18 protein-coding genes, 1 tRNA gene and 2 pseudogenes are annotated in these 17994 nt (G+C 35.4%); 8 read left to right on the forward strand and 13 right to left on the reverse strand.

Annotated features, from left to right (window positions below; genetic code table 11):
• Positions 1–262: 262 nt before the first annotated feature.
• From AB6N09_RS04640 to AB6N09_RS04670, 7 genes are all read right to left on the reverse strand, one after another.
• On the reverse strand, positions 263–799 hold the full coding sequence (locus tag AB6N09_RS04640; protein ID WP_411131776.1) for a hypothetical protein: 537 nt from the start codon (positions 797–799) through the stop codon (positions 263–265).
• Positions 774–1304 (reverse strand): collagen-like triple helix repeat-containing protein, encoded by a 531-nt coding sequence (locus AB6N09_RS04645; protein ID WP_411131777.1) that lies wholly within the window; start codon positions 1302–1304, stop codon positions 774–776. The genes AB6N09_RS04640 and AB6N09_RS04645 overlap by 26 nt, the downstream gene beginning before the upstream one ends.
• A gap of 350 nt (positions 1305–1654) precedes the next feature.
• On the reverse strand, positions 1655–1942 hold the full coding sequence (locus AB6N09_RS04650; protein ID WP_411131778.1) for a hypothetical protein: 288 nt from the start codon (positions 1940–1942) through the stop codon (positions 1655–1657).
• A gap of 144 nt (positions 1943–2086) precedes the next feature.
• Complete coding sequence (gene lipA, locus AB6N09_RS04655) at positions 2087–2950, reverse strand: lipoyl synthase (RefSeq protein WP_411131779.1); 864 nt, start codon at positions 2948–2950, stop codon at positions 2087–2089.
• A complete protein-coding gene (gene rpmB / locus AB6N09_RS04660; protein ID WP_411131780.1) occupies positions 2943–3257 on the reverse strand; it encodes a 50S ribosomal protein L28 in 315 nt (104 codons plus the stop codon). The genes lipA and rpmB overlap by 8 nt, the downstream gene beginning before the upstream one ends.
• Before the next feature lie 39 nt (positions 3258–3296).
• On the reverse strand, positions 3297–3638 hold the full coding sequence (locus AB6N09_RS04665) for a DciA family protein (RefSeq protein ID WP_411131781.1): 342 nt from the start codon (positions 3636–3638) through the stop codon (positions 3297–3299).
• Between the two features lie 176 nt (positions 3639–3814).
• Positions 3815–3952 (reverse strand): hypothetical protein, encoded by a 138-nt coding sequence (locus AB6N09_RS04670; protein WP_411131782.1) that lies wholly within the window; start codon positions 3950–3952, stop codon positions 3815–3817.
• Between the two features lie 624 nt (positions 3953–4576).
• On the opposite strand from AB6N09_RS04670, the gene purB reads away from it, so the two are divergent.
• Positions 4577–5869, forward strand: coding sequence for an adenylosuccinate lyase (purB, locus tag AB6N09_RS04675; RefSeq protein ID WP_411131783.1), 1293 nt, complete (start codon positions 4577–4579; stop codon positions 5867–5869).
• Positions 5869–5941 (forward strand) — tRNA-Met (locus AB6N09_RS04680). The genes purB and AB6N09_RS04680 overlap by 1 nt, the downstream gene beginning before the upstream one ends.
• 193 nt (positions 5942–6134) lie before the next feature.
• Here the strand turns inward: AB6N09_RS04680 and AB6N09_RS04685 are convergent.
• Together AB6N09_RS04685 and rpmG are read right to left on the reverse strand one after the other, a co-directional pair.
• Positions 6135–6452, reverse strand: a complete 318-nt coding sequence (locus AB6N09_RS04685; RefSeq protein WP_411131784.1) for a helix-turn-helix domain-containing protein — start codon at positions 6450–6452, stop codon at positions 6135–6137.
• A 22-nt stretch (positions 6453–6474) separates the two neighbouring features.
• Entirely contained in the window at positions 6475–6675 is a 201-nt protein-coding gene (gene rpmG, locus AB6N09_RS04690; RefSeq protein WP_411131785.1) for a 50S ribosomal protein L33, read from the reverse strand.
• Between the two features lie 172 nt (positions 6676–6847).
• Between rpmG and AB6N09_RS04695 the strand changes: the two genes are divergently transcribed.
• The 5 genes and pseudogenes from AB6N09_RS04695 (at position 6848) to AB6N09_RS04715 (ending at position 13660) form a co-directional block, all read left to right on the forward strand.
• Positions 6848–8620 carry an Rne/Rng family ribonuclease gene (locus AB6N09_RS04695; RefSeq protein WP_411131786.1) on the forward strand — a complete coding sequence of 591 codons (1773 nt, stop codon included), beginning with the start codon at positions 6848–6850 and terminating at the stop codon, positions 8618–8620.
• A gap of 89 nt (positions 8621–8709) precedes the next feature.
• Positions 8710–10632 carry a molecular chaperone DnaK gene (gene dnaK / locus AB6N09_RS04700; protein ID WP_411131787.1) on the forward strand — a complete coding sequence of 641 codons (1923 nt, stop codon included), beginning with the start codon at positions 8710–8712 and terminating at the stop codon, positions 10630–10632.
• A gap of 110 nt (positions 10633–10742) precedes the next feature.
• Complete coding sequence (locus tag AB6N09_RS04705; protein ID WP_411131788.1) at positions 10743–11039, forward strand: BolA family protein; 297 nt, start codon at positions 10743–10745, stop codon at positions 11037–11039.
• A pseudogene (metC, locus tag AB6N09_RS04710) lies at positions 11036–12278 on the forward strand (cystathionine beta-lyase). Before AB6N09_RS04705 ends, metC begins: the two are co-directional and overlap by 4 nt.
• Positions 12253–13660 (forward strand): annotated as a pseudogene (locus tag AB6N09_RS04715) (UDP-N-acetylmuramoyl-L-alanyl-D-glutamate--2,6-diaminopimelate ligase). Before metC ends, AB6N09_RS04715 begins: the two co-directional pseudogenes overlap by 26 nt.
• Positions 13661–14267: 607 nt before the next feature.
• Here AB6N09_RS04715 and AB6N09_RS04720 read toward each other — a convergent pair.
• The 4 genes from AB6N09_RS04720 to rlmB all read right to left on the reverse strand — a co-directional run bounded on the left by AB6N09_RS04720 (position 14268) and on the right by rlmB (position 17080).
• Positions 14268–14972 carry a double zinc ribbon domain-containing protein gene (locus tag AB6N09_RS04720; protein ID WP_411131789.1) on the reverse strand — a complete coding sequence of 235 codons (705 nt, stop codon included), beginning with the start codon at positions 14970–14972 and terminating at the stop codon, positions 14268–14270.
• Position 14973: 1 nt separating this feature from the next.
• Positions 14974–15510 carry a cytochrome c oxidase assembly protein gene (locus AB6N09_RS04725; protein ID WP_411131790.1) on the reverse strand — a complete coding sequence of 179 codons (537 nt, stop codon included), beginning with the start codon at positions 15508–15510 and terminating at the stop codon, positions 14974–14976.
• Positions 15511–16233: a Bax inhibitor-1/YccA family protein gene (locus AB6N09_RS04730; RefSeq protein ID WP_411131791.1), complete on the reverse strand. Its 723-nt coding sequence runs from the start codon at positions 16231–16233 to the stop codon at positions 15511–15513.
• Positions 16234–16315: 82 nt separating this feature from the next.
• Positions 16316–17080 carry a 23S rRNA (guanosine(2251)-2'-O)-methyltransferase RlmB gene (rlmB, locus tag AB6N09_RS04735; RefSeq protein ID WP_411131792.1) on the reverse strand — a complete coding sequence of 255 codons (765 nt, stop codon included), beginning with the start codon at positions 17078–17080 and terminating at the stop codon, positions 16316–16318.
• A gap of 84 nt (positions 17081–17164) precedes the next feature.
• On the opposite strand from rlmB, the gene AB6N09_RS04740 reads away from it, so the two are divergent.
• Positions 17165–17671, forward strand: a complete 507-nt coding sequence (locus AB6N09_RS04740; RefSeq protein WP_411131793.1) for a Smr/MutS family protein — start codon at positions 17165–17167, stop codon at positions 17669–17671.
• The last annotated feature ends 323 nt before the right edge of the window (positions 17672–17994 follow it).

A 17994-nucleotide genomic window follows, 5' to 3' on the forward strand; every position in this document is an offset into this window, starting at 1 on the left:
ACGACGTTTTTAAATTTTCCGATGTCAATGCCAATAAAATTTTGATAAGATGTAACAATAATAAACCTCGATAGTTTTGTTAATTTAAGATTGTAAACGTGTGCATATATATGTCCCAAACAACTATTCAAACGTATCGAGAGATAGGGCTAGTGTGCCTTGATAAGAACGGTTGTAATACCAATTTTTCTCGGTCGCACACGCCCATGATAACTCTATTCCTATAGTGAGTAGGGTTATCTTTCTCTCTTATTTTTTTATATTACGTTTTTAACTTACAACCTTTTTTGTTATTTGTTAATTCGAACACATCAGCTTGATAATGACCTGGAGAGCCTGGTTCAGCAAGTCCTTCTGTAATTAAAAACGACGGCCGATGGCCAAATAACTCGCTGAGATTGTGGTTATATTCTTTTTTCACATAGTTTAAACTTATGAACTTATATTCATCAGAAACATTTGAATACTGCGGATCGTATTTTTTGTACTCAAAGAACTCATTACCAAGCACATTACAAAAAGTCAGTTTATAATCATCATTATAAAATTTAACGACTTTTAAAAAGTGGAAATCCTCAGGAATAACTACCTTCTCTTTCGTAACATGATTACGCACGACCAATTGATCATTGAGCATGTAGTAACCTATTTTTGGTAAGGTAGCCATGGTCTTGTTATTCGAAATAATATTTGCTTCATAGACATCGTCCAGTAATTTTTCTCCTTTTTGCAAAGTAAATTTCTGCTTTGCGTTGTTAGCATTTGTTGATCTTTTAGACAATATTGTGAGAACCATCATCACTGCTCAAAGCAGTTGTTACTGCATCTTTTAGAACCTGATTACCTGCTATAGCTTCTTGTAAACCTTTGTCACTTGCAACTTCAGTTACTAACGTATTTTTATTCGCGTCAGTGAGTAATTGAGCAGCTACAGCAGCAGCTGATGGACTTTCTCCAGTCTCACCTGCTGGACCTGGATTTCCTTGAGGACCCCGTGGACCTGAATCACCTTTTACAGAATCTTTGAAATTTCTGTCACCTTTCAAATTATCTGCTACTGCATTTTGCAAACCTTGATTGCCTGTAACTTTAGTTACTAAGATTTCTTCATCTCCATTCTTTGCCTCCAGAACTGCTTGTCCTAGTTCGTCTTTTTTGTTAGTAACTAGTTCCTGAGCAACTTGTACTAGATCTGCATTGTACATCTTACTAATTAGGCAATTTAACTTTCTTTTATCTAAGTTCACACTATCATCAATCTCAAGCTCAGGCAGAACTTTCCTTATATTAGAATTTTCGAGCAATACTGCTTTTAAAACTGAGTTTGCATATTCTACAACATTTTTGTACCGTAATCAATATTATTCAAACGAGCTCTATCTCTATCAGCAAAGTAAGTTAAAAGCTCACCTTCGCCATTTAAGAGGTGCTAACTCACAAATCTCTGTTTCACCGCACATACCTTTTGGTATACAGTAGCTTATACTTTCATATTGTGAGAGTTCTTCTCCTTCCGATAAACTAAGTTCTCGATTGTAGTATTCCCCTAAATTAAGATTTTTACCAAGTAATGCCGATTTAGGTAAAGTGATCCATTGATTATCACGAGCAGATACAGCGATCTTATATTCACAATTTTCATCGAGTATTACCTTTAATTTAACATTCGATAAGGGAATATCTTTCTCTTCGTAGAGCTTTTCATCTGTCCAGCTGTCACAGAAGTCACCTTCACGGAAATTATATTTTGCACTCCCAGCCCATAGTTCAAAAAATTCTTGCCCACCTCGTTTAATAATGCCATATGATCAATGCAAGGACCACAGAGTTTTATTGTTTTTTCTTTACCATTTACCTTCCAGATAAGCTTTATCATTTTATATCTAGACTCGCCACCTACTGTATCGTCAGTACAGACCATGTTAAAAGTGTACTTCTGCATATTTCCTCCGATTAGATTTTACTGTAAACAAATAGTTTTAAACTAAAGGTTTAGTACATAATACTTAAAGAAAAGCTAATTTACCTTAACTAGAATAAGCGGAAACAGACTTCTTGCATAACTAAAGGAGAAGTTATGCAAAAGTCAACGACAAGCTTTGAGCCTGTTAAAGTCTTCCTCTGCGTGATATGATGACCTAGTCAATGGACTTGATGCAACCACTAAGAACCCTTTGGAGTAAGCAACGTATTTGTAATGCTCAAACTCCTCTGGCGTAACATATCTATCGATTTTTGCGTGCTTTGGGGTTGGCTGCAGGTATTGACCAATCGTTATAAAATCAACTTCGGCACTGCGTAAATCGTCCATAACTTGAAGTACTTCTTCTTTTGTTTCCCCAAGACCAACCATAAGCCCTGACTTGGTAAAAAGCTTAGGATTAATTTGTTTTACCATTTTCAGCAAATATAGTGAATGAAAATAGCGAGCCCTTGGCCTTATTTTTGCATACAGTCTTGGCACTGTTTCAATATTGTGGTTATAGACATCAGGTGAGGCAACAGCAACTGCTTCAAATGTTCCTTTCTTATTTAAAAAATCGGGAGTTAGAATCTCTATTGTTGTTTCTGGAATTATCTTTCTAATTTCTTCTATGCACCTTATAAACTGGTTTGCTCCGCCATCTGGTAAATCGTCACGGTCAACAGAGGTAATAACGACGTGCTTTAAGTTTAACTTTTTTATTGCCCTTGCTAAGTTTTCCGGTTCGTGAGGATCTAATTTATCAGGAATACCAGTTGCAACATTGCAAAATGCGCAAGCGCGAGTGCAAACGGAACCTAGAATCATCACAGTAGCATGACGCTTATTCCAACACTCGCCAATATTGGGACATGCAGCCTCTTCGCACACCGTATGCAGATTATGCAACTTGACAGTGTTTAAGGTCTCATTGAATATTTCACCAGTTGGAGCTTTTGCCCTGAGCCATGTAGGCTTACTATGCATCTGAAACGGCTAGTTCTACCTCTTGCTTTGCTAGAACTTTTTTCAACTTTCTTTTTATTTTTTGTGCTTTCTCGCTTAGTTTAACTGTTCTTGTGTTGAGCAAAAAAGCGTCAAGATCACACTTGTAATCTATAGTTCTCAAAGTTCTCGACGCTACGCGAAATTTAAATTTTTTGTTCAATATGTTGCTCATCAACGTAACATTGCACAAATTTAAGCGAAAGGTGCGCTTTGTTTTACGGTTTGAATGTGATACCTTATTACCAAAAGACTTTTTCCTGTTTGTTAATTCGCAAACTCTACTCACTTTAATATACCACAACTTATCTTAAGTACTTAGATTACCTTATACAGCGAAATAGTCAATACTCTCCTGCTTAATTTTTATACCATATACTGCTTTGTAGCCAAAAAATATTGTGATTTTCTCCATTATAAGAGAGACCATATGCTGAATTTCCAGCGCTTTGCTGCCATTTATTACCACCAGATGCAAAACACCGGAATTTATATTTTGTGCATATAAGATCTTTTTTGGCTTCGTACACTCTGCTATTTCCTCTCCAACTATGCTTCTCCAGTTTAAAATAAGACGTATCTCATTTTTGCTCAGCTTGCTCCTCATGCATTTTAATGCATAACTTTCCACTATAGACTTTAATTTCTTTGGGCCGCTGTGTTTGAGCATTTTTTCACTAATTTTCTAATTAACTAACACGCCTTAAATATATGATAATCTGAAATTTTCTTTTTGGTACTAAAAAAAGAGCATCAAGAGCGATGCTCTATAGCCGCCCTCGGCCTCACACCGTAAAAAGCAGCATGTCGCCACCTTTGTTTTATCACTAACTGATCTCTCCATTTTTAATCAGAATTGATTAAATTATCATTAACTGCAGTAGATTTTTCCCTCTTGTTATCATTCCAGCGTGTGACGCTGGTTTTTGAGACCATGAGAGCTGCAAAAAATTGCTTGACAACCTTCGCTATTAACCCTATCATAGTACTGAAGCTATTATTTATCTTCAGTTTGTGCAGATTAAATGAGAAAAAAACTTAGCATATTTGGCGTCTTATGTTTAATTTTTTGCACTGTGTGTACTGCATGTCTTTTTAAAACTTCTGGTTTTTCACCTATACAAGCTGAAACGCGCTTATAAGTTGTTTAAAACATCAAAAAAAGCCAATGTTATAAGATAGATAGTAAATAACTAGCTACTCGGGTTTTTTCCCTTTTTTTCTGCTTAGTAAATTTCTTAAACGTTTATGGCTAAGGTTAGTTGCATTAAAAAGCATCTAAGTCGCACTTATTAAGCGTTTGGGATAAAGAAACGCCAACATTTCGATACAAAAGTAAATAACTAGCTACCTCGGGGCTTCTTTTGCTTTTTTTTCTGCTTAGCCTAAGTTATGTGAGAAGTCTATCAACGAAATGAAAAATATGTCCCCCTTCTTCGAAAAATTTGTTATATTTATTTTGGTTGCTGACTTTTATTTTTTGTAACATGTTTTTTCTTTAATGGTTAAACGACTATCTCATAATGAATTTTGTCAGCAACTATCAAGTTTTTTAGTTGCTGTGCAACAAGGCCCACTGATACTCAGAAATGGAAAGGAGGTCATTTAGTGATTCTTCGTTATAGTCGTAAAGAAATGTCTTCCATTTGGGAAGAGAACAACAAGTTTAATATATGGCTCAAAATAGAAAAATTAGCGTGCAAAGCTCAAGCAGAGTTAGGAGTGGTTCCAAGTGATGTTCCTGAAAGGCTCTCTGGCACTATCGAGTTTGATATTAAGCGGATCAACGAAATCGAATCTACTGTAAAACACGATGTTATAGCTTTCCTCACATACATTGCTGAAAAAGTGAGGGTTGATGTTCGTTATCTACACTATGGGATGACGAGTTCTGATGTTTTGGACACGTGTCTTGCTGTGCAGTTGAAAGAGTCGTGTGATATTCTACTTAAAAATCTAAAAAATTTACTTACGGCGTTGAAAAAAAAAGCTGAGGATTATAAAGGTGTTGTGTGTGTTGGACGTAGTCACGGAATGCATGCAGAGCCGACTACACTTGGGTTAAAATTTGCCAGGTTTTATGCAGAATTTAAACGCGGCTACCAAAGGATAATTAACGTACAAAAAGAGATCTCAACTTGCAAAATATCAGGTGTAGTAGGCAATTTTGCGAATGTTGATCCGTTTGTTGAAGAATATGTAGCAGAAAAAATGGGACTTATACCCGAGACTATATCTTCTCAAGTAATTCCTCGTGATAGGCACGCTGTGTTCTTTTCAATTTTAGGGGTGATTGCAAGTTCAATGGAAAATGTTGCCGTTGAAATTCGTCATTTACAAAGAACTGAAGTTGGCGAAGTTTCAGAATATTTTTCCACTGGGCAGAAAGGAAGCTCTGCTATGCCACACAAGTGTAATCCTATTTTAAGTGAAAATCTAACAGGACTTTCGCGGTTAATACGTAGCTATGTGTTTCCTGCACTGGAAAATGTTGCATTGTGGCACGAGCGAGATATATCACATTCGTCTGTGGAAAGATATATTGCTCCTGATGCTTGCATAGCAATGGATTTTGCTTTAGTGCGATTGACAGATTTAATAGATAAATTAGTGATTAATGAGAAAAACATTGAAAAGAACTTAAATTCTGCAAAAGGTTTAATTTTCTCACAGCGTGTATTGCTTGAGTTAGTGAATAATGGTCTAACTAGAGAAGAAGCATATAAAATTGTTCAGAGCAATGCAATGAAAGTGAAACAAGGCAACAGTGATTTTCTGTTCGAATTGAAACAAGATAAATCTTTACTTGGAGTTATTGACTCTGAAAAACTTGAATCTTTCTTTGATTTTGCTTATTATACAAAGCATATAGACCATATATATAACAAGGTCTTTGATTAGGCTGAGTAGCTCAGTTGGTAGAGCAGGAGGATCATAATCTCTTGGTCGTGGGTTCAAGTCCCTCCTCAGCCACTTAAACTAAACTGTGTTCAATAAGATATTCAAGAAGGCCGAGCTATGCAGCTGTAAATATATTTCATTTTTACAAAAAATAAGCTAATGAGGTATTCTATACGTTTGACTTATTATCGTTAGCCTAAAAAACTATTAGTAGTAGACTTTATGAAAATTTTTTTTGGATACCATTAGCAACATACACTGTAAATTAAAGCGAATAAGACTTCTTATTCGCTTTATATTGCGCAGGTTTTGCAGGTTTGAGATTATACTTTATTTTCACGTGTATGTTTTGATCCAGTGCAACTAATAAGTTAAGCAAGTATTCTAAGGAGAACCCTTCAATTTTCGACTTATTAATTTGAGACACTTTAGGTTGATCAATCTTTAGAGCAGCAGCTGCTTTTTTTTGTGTTCTGAATCTCTTATTTATTAATCGTGCAACAATCTTTATTAACTTTAGTTTTGTACCTTTTATATCGCCAAATTCTATCACTATGGGGTAACTTAGCTGTAAATTTTGCATAATAATAAACTTCCTTACAAAATTACTTTAGTTTTTCTTCTTTAAATAATACGTGCTTCCTGACTACTGGATCATACTTTCTGAATTCCAATTTTCTAGTAAGCTTTTGGGGATTACGCTTTTTTACATAAAAGTAACCTGTTGATTTTTCTTCACCAGTGCTTGTTGTCTTAGTTGCGCTGCTAACTAGCTTAACAAGCAAAGAAGCATTTTTTTTTGCCATACTTATACAATAATGTAAATTCTGTGTAAGTGTATTGTATGAAACACCAAAAGTCAACTATTTTGTGTCTTTAAGCGATGTAGATTACAAATATATTGCAAAATTCTTGACAATAAGCAGTGTGCTGAGTAGCATAAAGTTAACTTCAGAACGAAAGGCAAATGGTAAATAAGTGGCAAATAGTGGTAAAAGGTTACTATTAATAGAAAATTCTATCTGCTCTGATGAGGTTAGAGTTGCTTTGTCAGTAGACAACAGGGTTGTAGAGTTTGAACAGGAATTCAAGGAAAAAAGGCAGTTAAGAGGCAACATATATGTTGCTCATGTAAAGCGTATAGAGCCTTCTTTGCAAGCTGTATTTATTGAATATGGGAAGAACAAGCAGGGGTTTTTATCCTTTTCCGAAATATCTCCAGATTACTTTAATATTCCAGAAAAGGAGAAGGAAGCTTTCTTTGAAAACGATTCAGGTAGTAATTGCACCGAGGAAGGTAACAGTGCATCGGCAAATACTTCTTCAGATTCTACAGCTAGTAAGAGTATTAATGAGTCCGGTAATGGTTTTATAAGGGAGGTATCTTTATATAGGAGATATAAATTACAAGATGTTATTTCGGTCAATCAAAAAATGCTGGTTCAACTCACTAAAGAGGAACGAGGTAATAAAGGGGCTTCATTTACAACGTACATAACTTTAGTGGGTAGGTATTGTGTTTTCATGCCAAATTCCATGAGCAGGGGTGGTGTGTCCCGCAGAATCGAAGATGTTAATGTGAGAAAACAGTTAAAGGATATACTGAATTCAATAGAGTTAGCGAAGAGGTCAGGTTTAATCATAAGGACCGTTGGTTCTGGAAAAAGTAAAAAAGAAATTGAGCAGGATTACAATTATTTATCTTCGTTGTGGCAAAATATTCAAGAAAATGCCTCCTCTGTAAATGTTCCATCATTGATTTATAACGAAGCAGATCTGATTATGAAATCTATTCGTGATTTCTGTAGCAATGATGTAGAAGTTGTAATATCTGGAAAAGAAGCTTTTGAAACAGTAAGGCAATATGCTAGAAATGTGTTAAAAGGTAGTAAATTGCGGTATAGGTTGTATAGAGGTTTTGTTCCGATATTTACTTACTACGGAATCGAGGATCAAATTTCTGAGTTATATAGCAATAGAGTAAAATTGCTATCCGGTGGGTCTTTAATAATAACTTTAACTGAGGCGTTTGTTTCAATAGATGTAAACTCAGGGAAAATGACGGGGGAAGATAGTATAGAAGAAACAGCTTATAGAACCAATATTGAAGCAGTACCTGAAATATCAAGACAGGTGAATTTAAGAGGCTTATCAGGGTTAATAGTGGTCGATTTTATTGATATGTTGAGGTATCAGTATTGTAGAGCTGTTGAATCTGCTATTAGGCAGGCGTTCAAGGATGATAAAGCTAGGGTTCAGTTCAGCTACATAAATGATTTTGGTTTAATGGTGTTTTCAAGGCAGAGAATTAAACCAAACATACAGGAGATTAACACTACAGAGTGCCTACATTGTAAAGGAGTTGGGAAAGTAAAGTCAAATGAAGTAATTGTTGCATCAATACTGAGAGACTTGCAGCACGTTGCTGTTAGGAATCGGAATAGGTCGTTTGATTTGGTAGCACATGGTTCAGTTATAGCACATATTTTTAATAATAAGCGTGACACAGTTTCTACAATCGAAAAAGAGTTTAATATTAAATTAAATGTTAGTGCTGATAACAATTTGAGTATAGATGCATTTATTTTAAAACGAGGTGATGATGTTAATTTAAATGATTGTAAACCACTGCAAAACTCTGGTTACAAAATTGAGACTAGTAACAATGAAAGAGCTGATAATTCAGGTGGATTGCAAAGCAATTTTTGGTTGACTAAGTGGCTTTCACGTCTTTTGAGCTCTAACAGCTAACTAGAAATCCTAAATAGGACTTGTAATTGGCAAGTTCTATACTTATATATTCTTATATCAGATAATATTTATACAAGGGAGTATTCATTATGAGAAGAGCAATAGGTATAGATCTTGGAACGACAAATTCTTGTGTTGCGATAATGCAGGGCAAGGATACAAAGGTAATAGAGAATAAAGAAGGGGCAAGAACTACTCCATCTATAGTTGCATTTACTTCATCAGGAGAAAGGTTGATTGGTGCTCCTGCAAAAAGACAAGCAACCACTAATGCAAGTAACACTTTTTTTGCTACTAAGAGATTAATAGGCCGTCAGTATGGTGACCCTGAAATGAAAAATCTAAATGTGCCATATAAAGTGTTTGCAGCAAAAAATGGCGATGCTTGGGTTAAAACAACAGATGGTAAAGAATACTCCCCTAGTCAAATTGGTGCGTTTATACTACAAAATATGAGAGAAGCAGCAGAAGCTTATCTTGGAGAAGAAGTAAAGGATGCTGTAATAACAGTGCCAGCATACTTCAATGATTCTCAGCGTCAAGCAACAAAAGATGCAGGGAAAATTGCCGGATTGAATGTACTCAGAATAGTTAACGAACCGACTGCTGCGGCTCTTGCCTATGGTCTTGATAAGAAACATGGGCACACAATAGTGGTGTATGACCTTGGTGGTGGTACATTTGATGTTTCAATACTTGAAATAGGTGACGGAGTTTTTGAGGTAAAGGCTACAAATGGTGACACTCATCTTGGAGGTGAAGACTTCGATAATGTAGTGGTGAGTTATTTACTGGATGAATTTAAGAAAAGTAATGGCATTGATTTGAAAAATGATCCAATGGCTATGCAGAGGATCAAAGAAGCTTCTGAAAAAGCGAAAATTGAATTATCAAGTGCAATGGAAACGGAAATAAATCTACCTTTTATTACAGCTGATGCAAGTGGTCCAAAACACTTAAATATGAAATTAACAAGGGCAAAACTTGAAAGCTTAGTAAACGATTTAATCGAGAGGACTATGGCTCCTTGCAAAAAAGCTCTTGAGGATGCTGGTCTGTCTGCTAGTCAAATTGGTGAAGTGGTTCTTGTTGGTGGCATGACTCGTATGCCAAAAGTAATAGAGAAAGTTAAAGAATTCTTTGGTAAAGATCCACATAGAGGGGTGAACCCAGATGAAGTCGTGGCAATTGGAGCTGCAATACAAGCAGGGATTGTTCAAGGCGATGTAAGAGACGTGTTATTGCTTGACGTAACTCCACTTTCTCTTGGTATTGAAACATTAGGGGGAGTATTCACTCCACTCATTGAGCGCAATACTACCATTCCTACTAAAAAATCTCAGGTGTTTTCAACTGCAGAAGATAACCAAACAGCTGTTACCATTAAGGTGCATCAAGGTGAAAGGAAATTGGCAGTTGATAATAAACTGCTTGGCCAATTTAGTTTGGAAGGAATACCGCCTGCTCCTCGTGGAGTTTCTCAGATCGAAGTGACGTTCGATATAGATGCAAATGGAATAGTGCATGTTTCTGCGAAAGATAAGGCTACTGGAAAAGAGCAGAAAATACGTGTTCAGTCTTCAGGTGGTTTGTCTGATGATGAAATAAATCGCATGGTGAAAGAAGCTGAAGAAAAGGCACAAGAAGATGAGAAACGTAAGAAATTCATTGAAGTGAAGAACCAGGCAGATAGTTTAGTTCATTCTACAGAGAAGTCTTTGAGGGAATATGGTGATAAAGTCTTACCAGAAGATAAGTCTGCCATTGAAAATGCAGTGAATGATTTAAAAGAAGATAGCAAATCTGATATCATTGATGATACTGATTCAATACAGCAGAAAATTACTAATCTCTCTCAATTATCTATGAAACTTGGAGAAGCTATGTATAAAGAATCTCAACAAAGTAGTTCTGAGAGTGACTTTTCGTCAGAAGGAAATCCAAATAACAAAGAAGAAAAAGTAGTAGATTCTGATTACCAGGACGTAGACAATAAAGAAGAAAATAAGTAGTTGGTAGTTTCGTACTTCTCTCTTATCATTCCTGTGCGTGACGATGAAATCTAGAAAAAAAAGAAATATGTGTCCAAGTAGTCACGCTGTTTGGATGAAAGGAGCTATGTATGGGTATTATTAAGGCAATAGAAGAAAAAATACGCAATGCAATAAATGTAGTTGATGTTAAAATCGTTGATGAGTCTGTTAAACATGCGAATCACTATTTTTCTTCGTCTTCAACATTACCTTCACACATTGGATTAATATTAATATTTGACGACTTCGTTGGAATGAGTGTTCTAAAGAGGCACAAGTTGATTTATGAATTATTAAAGAGTGAGATAGAGCAAGTACATGCAATTTCTCTTCAATTGTATACGCAAAGTGAATACAATTTAAAAAATAAAATAATAAAAGCGTGAAAGAAGAATCTTTGTTGGTTAAAGCAGGAAGAAAATACAATGACTACAAAGGTTCCATGAACCAGCCAATTTATCATTCTTCTGCCATATTGTTTCCTACTTACAAGGACTACTTAAATGCAGCGAATTGAGAAAGTATATACGACGTGATTAATGATGGCGTTGCAAGGGATTATAGTTATGGTGGAGTTGGTACTCCAACTGTTCACTACCTTTCAAACGCGCTCGATGAAATTGAGGGTAGGGGGCAGGCATTGATCTATCCCTCTGGACTATTTGCACTTACTTTCGCTATTTTGACTTTTACTAAAGCAGGTTCGCATGTTCTGATTCAAGATAATAGTTACTACCGACTTAGGAGATTTGCCGAAAATGAGCTGCCGAGAAGGGGAATAGAAGTAACTTTTTATGATCCAACACAGAATATAGCTGATTTGATTCAAAGTAACACTTCACTCATTATGATCGAAACTCCTGGCTCTGTAACATTTGAAATTTCAAATATAGAACATATAGTAAAAGTTGCTAAGAAACACGGGATCGTAACAGTTTGAGACAATTCGTGGGCCACTCCTTTATTATTTAAGCTGCTCGACTATGGAATTGATGTTGCGCTGTATGTGGTTACATAGTACCTATCCGGTCATTCAGATTTATTGATGGGAGCTATTGTTGCTGAAGGAAAAAATTTTAAGTTGCTTTATGAGAATTATAAGGACTACGGAGTCACTGTTCAATCAAATGATTGTTATCTTGCACACAGGGGGCTTAGAACATTGCATACACGCATAAAGAGGCATCAAAGCACAGCAATGGCAGTGGCAAAATGGCTGGAAAGACATCCAAAAATCAGAAAAGTCTTATATCCAGCGCTTCCTTCTCATCTTCAGCACGAGCTATGGAGAGGTTACTTCAAAGGAGCAAGTGGTGTGTTTAGTGTAATATTAGATAAAGAATATTCATGTGAAGAACTAAGCTGCATGGTTGATCACATGGAAGTTTTCGGCATCGGTGCTTCTTGGGGAGGGTGTGATAGTTTAATATTACCAATAGATCGTAAATCTATGTCAAGATCTGTAATGAATTCAGATTATGGTGGAAGTTTCGTGCGAATATTTTGTGGACTTAGAGGATCCTGAAGATTTGATCTCTGATTTAAATGCTGCATTAGCAAGATTGCCATGTTTGAATACCAAAAATGATGAAGTAGAATGTGAAACTAAGAGAGTTACTGCATAACATTATTGATGTCAACTTTGATGTTGAAATCAAAGGCGTCATGTGTAATCCCAAGAGAATCAAGAAAGGTTATCTTTTTGTTTGTGTGTCAGAGGAACATGAGAAATGTGTGAACGGCATAATAGGAGCTTCAGCAATAATAGCAAACTTTGCAGCGCATGACGCTGTAATCTGCATCTTCCATCCAAACCCTCAAGAATATACAGCAAAATAGTTAGCAGGTTTTATCAATTCAAGCAGCCAAAATATGTTGCTACTGTGACAGGTACAAATGGCAAGACTTCGGTGGTGGAGTTTTGCCTCCAAATCTGGCAAAATGCAGGTTATAATGCTGCATCCATTGGAACGCTCGGAACATGTATCAATAATAATAGAAAAGATGATAGCCTTACCACTCCAGATGCAGAGGACCTTTATGCAACATTACGTGATATAAACAATAAAGGCATAGAGCACTTAGCATTGGAAGCTTCAAGCCACGGGATTGACCAATGCAGAATTCATGGACTTAGGCTCACTGCTGCGGTTTTTACAAATTTCTTGCAAGATCATTTGAATTACCATAAGAACATTGATGAATATTTTGAGGCTAAGAAAAGGTTGTTTTATGAGGTACTGCCAAAAGAAAAAACGGCAATTTTAAACGTGGATATAGGTGAATACTACACATTGCTCAAGATAGCTAAAGAACGTGGCAACAAAGTTATAACTTATGGAAAAACAGCTTCTGATATTGCTTTAATAAAGCAAATATCAACTCAAAGTGGTCAACACCTGACAATTAAAATTGGTGGTGAAATTTATGATACGTTTTTCCAGTTCTAGGGCAATTTCAGGCGTATAATTTGCTGTGTGCAATCGGTATAGTTATCTCATCTGGAGTGAAATATCAAAGGATGTGCATAGATAAACTCGTTTCTCCGCCAGGGAAAATGGAAAAAGTGAAACCTTTTGCATTTGTGGATTACGCGCACACTCCAAGTGCACTTAAACAAGCTCTGTTGTCTTTAAAATGGCACTTTAACAAAAAAATAATTCTGGTTTTTGGTTGTGGTGGAAATCGTGATCAGACAAAACGTGCAGAAATGGGTAAAATAGCACAAATGTATGCAGACAGAGTGATAGTTACAGATGATAATCCGCGTGATGAAGATCCAGCAAAAATTCGTCATGATATTTTACTACATTGTTCTGATGCACTAGAGATAGGGAATAGAAAAGAAGCTATAGAAAAAGGTATGGATATTGTTTATAACGAAGGTATGATCCTGCTAGTTGCAGGAAAAGGACATGAAAAATTCCAAATTGTAAGCGGCCAGACTTTTGAGTTTAGTGATGTTGAGGTTATTAGGGAGAGCCAAAAAATGAGTTTTTTAAGTTGAATGAAACCACCTAAGGTGGAAGGAAGACTATATAATAAAGTATTAATACTTATATGGAAGGTTTTAACTTTTGTAAATGTATTCTCTATGCTCTATTGCAATAATTATTACCATACGTTCTAATTTACTGATCCTATAGTCTTAGGAAGACTTGGAATGTCTTTATAAACTACATTTTCCTCATAACAGATTAAGTACTTATCATCAGTTGATGTCTTCATGTCTGATGAATTTTGCATTTCGGGTGTCGTGTTGAATAGCGAGTTTGACTATCGCCATATCTTCTTCATTTTCAATTGCTTCTTGTATAAACTGCTCTGCTATTTCTTGAACTGATTAGTTTTTTACTTTAGCCAGACGAACAAGATCTTTTAAAACTTTTTCACTAATATTAATGCCTGAATCTGCCATAAGTTTTACCAAAATTTACTACTGCAGTAAGTATACAACATTTTTCTGAATTTTTCAATAAATAACTGTATTGGAAAATAATTACAGATCTTATATATACTATAACTGGATTTTTTTTGAGAGGAATGATACAAAGTTTAGTACTAAGACACTAAACCATTGTTAGAAATGAAAAGTTATACCTTAAAGCTGATTTTCATATAGTTCTTGCAAGTGACAGCGCTCTCACTTCCTTTGCACCAGAATTTAAAATTTCTTGAGAGCAAGACCTTACGGTTGCTCCGGTTGTCACCACGTCATCAACCAATATCACGACTTTATTTTTGATAATTTCTTTGTTGCTTGTTTTAAAGGCCCTTTTTAAATTTTTTTCACGCTGTTTTAGTGAAAGACCAGCTTGAGGCGCGGTGTGGCGAAGGCGCTTTATTGCAAATGGTGCATAAAATAAGTTGGATAACCTGCTGAGCTCCCTCGCGAGCAATGCCGCTTGATTGTATTTACGCTTAAGCAAGCGCATTTTATGAAGCGGTATAGGAATTATAATCTCTGCATCCTGGAATATATCCCAATTAGCTCGGTACATCCACTTCACGTAAGTTTTTACATAGTTTAAATTATCAAAAAATTTAAAACTTATAATCATATTTTTACTATGTTGATCATAAGCAAAAGCTGATTTTAATACTTTAAACGGTGGATGGTTAGCAATGCACTTACCGCATGTGTAAATGTTGTCCGAAATTACTATGCCACAGACATTGCAGTAATGTTTGGTTAAAAAATTGATTTTTTTGTTACACTCATCACACAGATCATAATTTTTATCAATTATACATTCACAACTCACACATACGTTTGGAAAGATGAGATTTACGGCTTTCTCCAGTAGTAAAAGACTCACACTATTTAAGTCTAAAAAACGTATATGATAGCGTTATTTCACTTAAATCTTTTGTGCTATTATCGTGCATTATCTCAGGGTCTATGTAAAAGGATACAGGCATCGCTGCTTTTTGTTTTGGCAGTAACATTTGTTCTTCAAAGCAAAAACATGCAACTTTATTGAAATATTTACCTGCTTTGAAAGGCGTGACATTATACACTGCCATTCCAAACGAAGACTGATCAGATAGGTTTTTTGCGTAATAAAAAGCTAAACTTTGTTCTCCTATGTTTGTATCAATGTAATTAGTTTCTGAGTTAAATTCCCAAGGCAAATCCGGCATTGTATCAGCGTTGAAATGGACTCTAATTTTTTGATTAGTTATATTCGCCGCTGTGTTGGTTACTTTTTTCGTTGTGCCACCATATCCGGTAGCTTTACAAAAAATGCTATATAGTGGTACCGATACATATGCAAGACACAGCATCAATATCACTAAAGATATCAAAAAGAAAACTGTAGAATTTTTACTATTTCCCCTTAAAAAGGAGAACATCTAGTCCCTACTATTAAACAAGTTAAGTAACCTAAGTAGATTGAGGAATATATTGATGAAGTCAAAATAAAGGTTAGTTGCACCAAGTATGGCTAACTTAGTTGCTGCAACTTGTGAACCATCGTTATACCTATAATAAATATCCTTGATTCTCTGAGCATCGTATGCAGTCAGTAAGGTAAATACTATTACTGATACGAATGATATTGTAAAGTAGAGAGGACTGCTTCCAAGAAATAAGTTTACTATCGATGCAATAATTAGCCCACAAATTCCCATAATTAAGAAAGAGCCCATATTTGTTAGATCTCTTTTGGTGGTATTACCGTATAAAGCCATAGAGCCAAACATAATGGATGTGATAAAAAATGCTCTTGCTATGTTTTCTGCAGTATAAATTATAAAGATATGAGATAAGGAAAGACCCATTAAAACTGAAAACAGGAAAAATACAGTAACTGTGGACTGGGCACTTAGGTGTTGAAGCCTATAGGACATATAGAACACCAATGCAATTGGAGAGAACGTTACTACAAGTGACAGAACGGGATTAGAATAGATTACCTGAAAAAGACCGGAAAATACCGTTAGGAACGCAACAAGCCCGGTAACACCTAAAGCTAAAGCCATATAATTATATACTTTGATTAGGTAACTCCTAAGCCCAGCACTATAATAAACGCCCTGAGAGCGAATATCTTGTTCATTTCTCATGTAAGACATAAATATAACTCCTTTTATCACTTAATAGTATTATAATACAAAGCTACATCTTTATCAAGCATAAAATTACTTTTTATTGCAACTAATATACAGTTATTATTGTTCTAATGTAAATGGAATATAGTCCTATTGCCGCCGCATTCGAAACATTTAAGCTGTCAATTGCGTTTGACATTGGAATTTTTACAAGATAGTCACAATTTTCTCTAACTAACCGCCGCATTCCTTTCTCTTCAGAACCAAAGATGATCGCTATTTTTTTTCCAAAGCTCTTTATTTCGTTTACATTCTCTTTAGCATCGCCATCAAACCCGTAACACCAGTAACCGATCTTTTTTAAATACTCCATAATTTTTACTATGTTTGTGACGTGTATTAGAGGGACAATATCTAATGCTCCGCTTGCCGCTTTTGCGATAGATGCGTTTTCGTTTGGTGAATGTTTGTATTGTAAAACCACTGCATCAACATTAAAACAAGCTGATGTTCTGAGAATCGATCCTATATTGTGCGTGTCAGTTGCTTGATCTAAAATTACTATAGTAGAGCTATCGCTTGAGTTTGCTATTTCTTCAATGCTTAAGCTCTGAAGAATAGGAGCAACTTTTAAAGCAACTCCTTGATGGTTAGCACCTTTGGACAAAATATTGTTAAGTGTTTTGTTTTCTACTAATTGGACTTTAACGCCCTTGCTGTCTATGTATTGCCTAATTTCTTTTTCATGCTCTTCGTAGAAGTTCTCTGTTGTCAGCAGTTCCATACACTGCCTATTTTTGTTCTTCAATGCTGATATGCAGGCATGCTTTCCATATAGCCAAAAGCTCTCATTAGCTTTTAACGATTTCATCGTATTATTGAAGATCGTAAAATAAACGACATTTTACTATATTTAGATATTGTTGTAAAATTATACAATTCAATTAATGCGTTTATGTCAGATGATGAGTTAGACTGGCAAAAAAATGTTAAGCCAATAAAATCTGAAAAAGTTACTTTAAAAGTTGATCATAAAGTAAATATAAAGCCTGTGGATGATAAGTGTACTTTTAACTTACGAGAAAATTTCCTTGATGCCAACCATGTTAGCTTATCATTTTGTCTTGACTACAACACAAAATCAAAGGTTGATAGGGGTAAATATTCTATAAGTGATAAACTCGATTTGCATGGCTATAATATAGAGGATGCTTACAGTAAATTGATAGATTTTATCATTAAAAATTATCGTGCAGGGAATAGATGCTTATTGATAATTACGGGTCACGGTAGTGCAACAGGTAAAACGGATACTATAAAGAATAACTTAAATAAGTGGTTAAATGATACTAAAATTCAACACATGATTCTGTATTACCAGCAAGCTACAAAAAAACATGGTGGTAAAGGGGCTTTTTATGTTTTGCTAAGAAGAAATAGAGGCTTTAAGCCTGTTGTTTAGCCTTCTTGCATAAAAAGGCTTGACGTTTCTGTAATGCCGCGTGCTCTTGAATTACTTTAGTCATAAATATTAAAAATTTTACCAAATGAAGAAAAAGGCAAAAGAAACCCCAGCCATTGTCTATTTTCAATATTGGCGTTTTTTAAAGTCCTAAACGCTGCAATTTAGCGACTTTTAAACTGCAATAGACCCTTAGCTTAAGCGCTAAGAAACTTACTAAGCAGAAAAAAAAGACAAAAGAAATCCCGTGGTAGAAGTTGCTCACTCTCTAATCCTGCAAATTGGCGTACTATACTGTCTTAAACGACTTATAAGCGCGTTTC

Origin of the sequence: Wolbachia endosymbiont of Tettigetta isshikii, assembly GCF_041154185.1 — a bacterium.
Taxonomy (GTDB): Bacteria; Pseudomonadota; Alphaproteobacteria; order Rickettsiales; family Anaplasmataceae; genus Wolbachia.

Bases quoted from the DNA above. Each gene is read 5' to 3' on its own strand.
- AB6N09_RS04650 (WP_411131778.1), bottom strand. From the start codon at position 1,942: ATGCAGAAGTACACTTTTAACATGGTCTGTACTGACGATACAGTAGGT.
- rlmB (WP_411131792.1), bottom strand. From the start codon at position 17,080: ATGAAATCGTTAAAAGCTAATGAGAGCTTTTGGCTATATGGAAAGCAT.
- AB6N09_RS04640 (WP_411131776.1), bottom strand. From the start codon at position 799: ATGATGGTTCTCACAATATTGTCTAAAAGATCAACAAATGCTAACAAC.
- AB6N09_RS04740 (WP_411131793.1), top strand. From the start codon at position 17,165: ATGTCAGATGATGAGTTAGACTGGCAAAAAAATGTTAAGCCAATAAAA.
- rpmG (WP_411131785.1), bottom strand. From the start codon at position 6,675: ATGGCAAAAAAAAATGCTTCTTTGCTTGTTAAGCTAGTTAGCAGCGCA.
- AB6N09_RS04685 (WP_411131784.1), bottom strand. From the start codon at position 6,452: ATGCAAAATTTACAGCTAAGTTACCCCATAGTGATAGAATTTGGCGAT.
- dnaK (WP_411131787.1), top strand. From the start codon at position 8,710: ATGAGAAGAGCAATAGGTATAGATCTTGGAACGACAAATTCTTGTGTT.
- AB6N09_RS04705 (WP_411131788.1), top strand. From the start codon at position 10,743: ATGGGTATTATTAAGGCAATAGAAGAAAAAATACGCAATGCAATAAAT.
- AB6N09_RS04665 (WP_411131781.1), bottom strand. From the start codon at position 3,638: ATGCTCAAACACAGCGGCCCAAAGAAATTAAAGTCTATAGTGGAAAGT.
- lipA (WP_411131779.1), bottom strand. From the start codon at position 2,950: ATGCATAGTAAGCCTACATGGCTCAGGGCAAAAGCTCCAACTGGTGAA.
- AB6N09_RS04730 (WP_411131791.1), bottom strand. From the start codon at position 16,233: ATGTCTTACATGAGAAATGAACAAGATATTCGCTCTCAGGGCGTTTAT.
- AB6N09_RS04670 (WP_411131782.1), bottom strand. From the start codon at position 3,952: ATGATAGGGTTAATAGCGAAGGTTGTCAAGCAATTTTTTGCAGCTCTC.
- AB6N09_RS04725 (WP_411131790.1), bottom strand. From the start codon at position 15,510: ATGTTCTCCTTTTTAAGGGGAAATAGTAAAAATTCTACAGTTTTCTTT.